Raw genomic sequence first — 3,032 nt, forward strand, 5'->3', positions numbered from 1 at the left:
GCGCAGCTCCGGCCTGCAGCGCCACGGCCGCGGGGACGCTCAGGGCCCCGCTCGCGCCCTCGCCGGTTGGCGCGGTCCCTTCCGCCATCTTCTGGAACTGCGCGCGTGCCTGGCGCCCGAACTCCGCCTGCAGCGCCGCCAGGTTGCGCCCCATGTCCAGCTGGCGTCCATGCTCGTCGATGACCTTGAAATTCATGAAGTGGTGCGCCGGCAGCGTCTCCATCTTGAAGTCCGCCGTCAGCACGTGGATGCCGGTCTGCTCGCGGATATCCGCAATCAGCACATCGATCAGATTCCCGCGCCCGAACGCCATCTTCGCGTGGATGCGGTCCATGAACTTGCCCGCGTAATCCGGCAGCGGCACCATGTGGCGGCGCAGCTTTTGCGGCAGGGACTTGAGCAGCAGGTGCACCTTCTCCTTCAGCATGCCCGGCACCAGCCATTCCGCGCGCTCCGCCGACACCTGGTTGAGCGCGAACAGCGGGACCGCCAGCGTCACGCCGTCACGCACGCTGCCCGGCTCGAAGTGATAGGTCAGCTGCATCTCGATGCCCGTCACCGACATCGCTTTCGGGAACATGTCGGTCGTGACGCCTGCCGCCTCGTGCCGCATCAGCTCCTCGCGCACGAGGTACAGCAGCTTGGGGTTGTCGCGTGAAGCCTCCTTGTACCACTTCTCGAAGCCCGCGCCATTGATGATGTCCTGCGGGATGTGCTGGTCGTAGAAGGCTTCGATCAGCTGGTCGTCCACCAGCACGTCCAGGCGGCGCGACTTGTGCTCCAGCGTTTCGATGTCCTTCACCAGCTTGCGGTTGTGGGCGAAGAACGGGGCGCGCGTGTCGTAGTCGCCGCCGACCAGCGCGTCGCGGATGAAGATCTCGCGCGCCTCGCGCGGGTTGAGCGGGCCGTAATGGATGCGGCGCTGGCTGTAGATGATCAGGCCATGCAGCGTGGCCTTTTCGGCGGCCGTGACCTGGGCCGGGCGCTTTTCCCAGCGCGGTTCGCCGTACGATTTCTTCAGCAGGTGCGCGCCGACCTTTTCGATCCACTCCGGCTGGATCTGCGCCACGCAGCGCGCGTACAGGCGCGTGGTCTCGACCAGTTCCGCGGCCATGATCCACTTGCCCGCCTTCTTGACGAGGTAGGAGCCGGGCCAGATGTGGAAGCGGATGCCCCGCGCGCCCAGGTAGCCGGCGCCCGGCTCCTCGCCGTCCTTGAAGCCGATGTTCCCGAGGAGGCCCGTGAGCAGCGCGGTGTGCAGCTGTTCGTAGGTGGCCGGGGCTTCGTTCAGGCGCCAGCCCTGCTCGCGCACGATGGTCAGCAGCTGCGAGTGCACATCGCGCCACTCGCGCAGGCGCAGCTGCGAAAGGAAATTGGCGCGGCAGTTGTCCATCAGCTGGCGGTTCGACTTTTTGTGCTCGATGGCCTGCTCGAACCAAGTCCAGATTTTGAGGAAGCTGAGGAACTCGGATTTGTCGTCGGCGAACTTCTTATGGGCTTCGTCGGCGGCCTGCTGGTGCTCCATCGGGCGGTCGCGCGGGTCCTGCACTGACAGCGCGGAGGCCACGATCAGCATCTCGGTCAGGCACGCGTTGTCCAGCGCAGCGAGGATCATGCGGCCGACGCGCGGGTCGAGCGGCAGGCGGGCCAGCTTGCGGCCCAGCGGCGTGAGTTCGTTGTTGTCGTCGACGGCGCCCACTTCCTGCAGCAGCTGGTAGCCGTCCGCAATGGCGCGCGGGGTCGGCGGCTCGATGAAGGGGAAGCTCTCCACGTCCGTCAGGTGCAGGGACTTCATGCGCAGGATGACGGCGGCCAGCGACGAACGCAGGATTTCGGGGTCCGTGAACTTGGGGCGCTTGTTGAAGTCGTCCTCTTCGTACAGGCGGATGCAAACGCCGTCGGCCACGCGGCCGCAGCGGCCCGCGCGCTGGTTGGCGGCGGATTGCGCGACCGCTTCAATCTGCAGCTGTTCGACCTTGTTGCGGTAGCTGTAGCGCTTCACGCGCGCGAGGCCGGCGTCGACCACGTAGCGGATGCCGGGCACCGTCAGCGAGGTTTCGGCCACGTTCGTCGCGAGCACGATGCGGCGCGCGTTGGTGGTGCGGAACACGCGGTCCTGCTCTTCCACCGACAGGCGGGCGAACAGCGGCAGGATTTCGACGTGCGGCGGGTGGTGCTTGCGCAGGCTTTCGGCGGCATCGCGGATTTCGCGCTCGCCGGGGAGGAACACCAGCACGTCGCCGGAGCCGATGCGGCACAGTTCATCGACGGCATCGACCACGCCGTCCATCAGGTCGCGCTTTTCACGCGCGGCTACTGCCTTAGGCACTGGTTTGTTCGGATCGGCCGTAGGGATGGCGACGGCGTCGCGCTCGATCGGGCGGTAGCGGACTTCGACCTTGTACAGGCGGCCGGAGACTTCGATCACGGGGACTGGCTTCTCGTTCGTCCCGAAGTGGCGCGCGAAGCGGTCGGCGTCGATGGTCGCGGACGTGATGATCACCTTGAGGTCCGGACGGCGCGGCAGCAGCTGCTTCAGGTAGCCGAGCAAAAAGTCGATGTTCAGGGAGCGCTCGTGGGCCTCGTCGATGACGATGGTGTCGTAGGCTTTGAGGAGTGGGTCGGTCTGCGTTTCGGCGAGCAGGATGCCGTCGGTCATGAGCTTGACCCAGGCGCCCTTGCTGAGGGTGTCGTTGAAGCGCACCTTGTAGCCGACGTGTTCTCCGAGCGGGGTGCCCAGTTCGTGGGCGATGCGCTTGGCGGTCGAGGAGGCGGCGATACGGCGCGGCTGGGTGTGGCCGATCAAGCCTTTTTCGCCGCGGCCCAGTTGCAGGCAGATTTTCGGCAGCTGGGTGGTTTTGCCGGAGCCGGTTTCGCCGGAGACGATGATGACCTGGTTCTCGGTGAGCGCCTTGGCGATTTCTTCGCGGCGGCCGGAGACTGGCAGGTCTTCAGGGAAGGTAATTTCCGGCAGCGGCGTGCGCTCCGCCTGCCCGTCCCGCGGCTGGCGCGGCGCCCGTGGCTCGCGCGGC

The 3,032-nt window shown here is 66.6% G+C and carries 1 protein-coding gene; it reads right to left on the bottom strand.

Features of this window, described 5'->3' with window-relative positions:
* Nucleotides 1-3,032 (bottom strand): ATP-dependent RNA helicase HrpA (gene hrpA, locus E4L96_RS18040; protein WP_370660755.1); only part of this gene is annotated, 3,032 nt, incomplete at both ends.

Source organism: Zemynaea arenosa, assembly GCF_004614185.1.
In the GTDB taxonomy this organism is placed as follows: domain Bacteria; phylum Pseudomonadota; class Gammaproteobacteria; order Burkholderiales; family Burkholderiaceae_D; genus Telluria; species Telluria arenosa.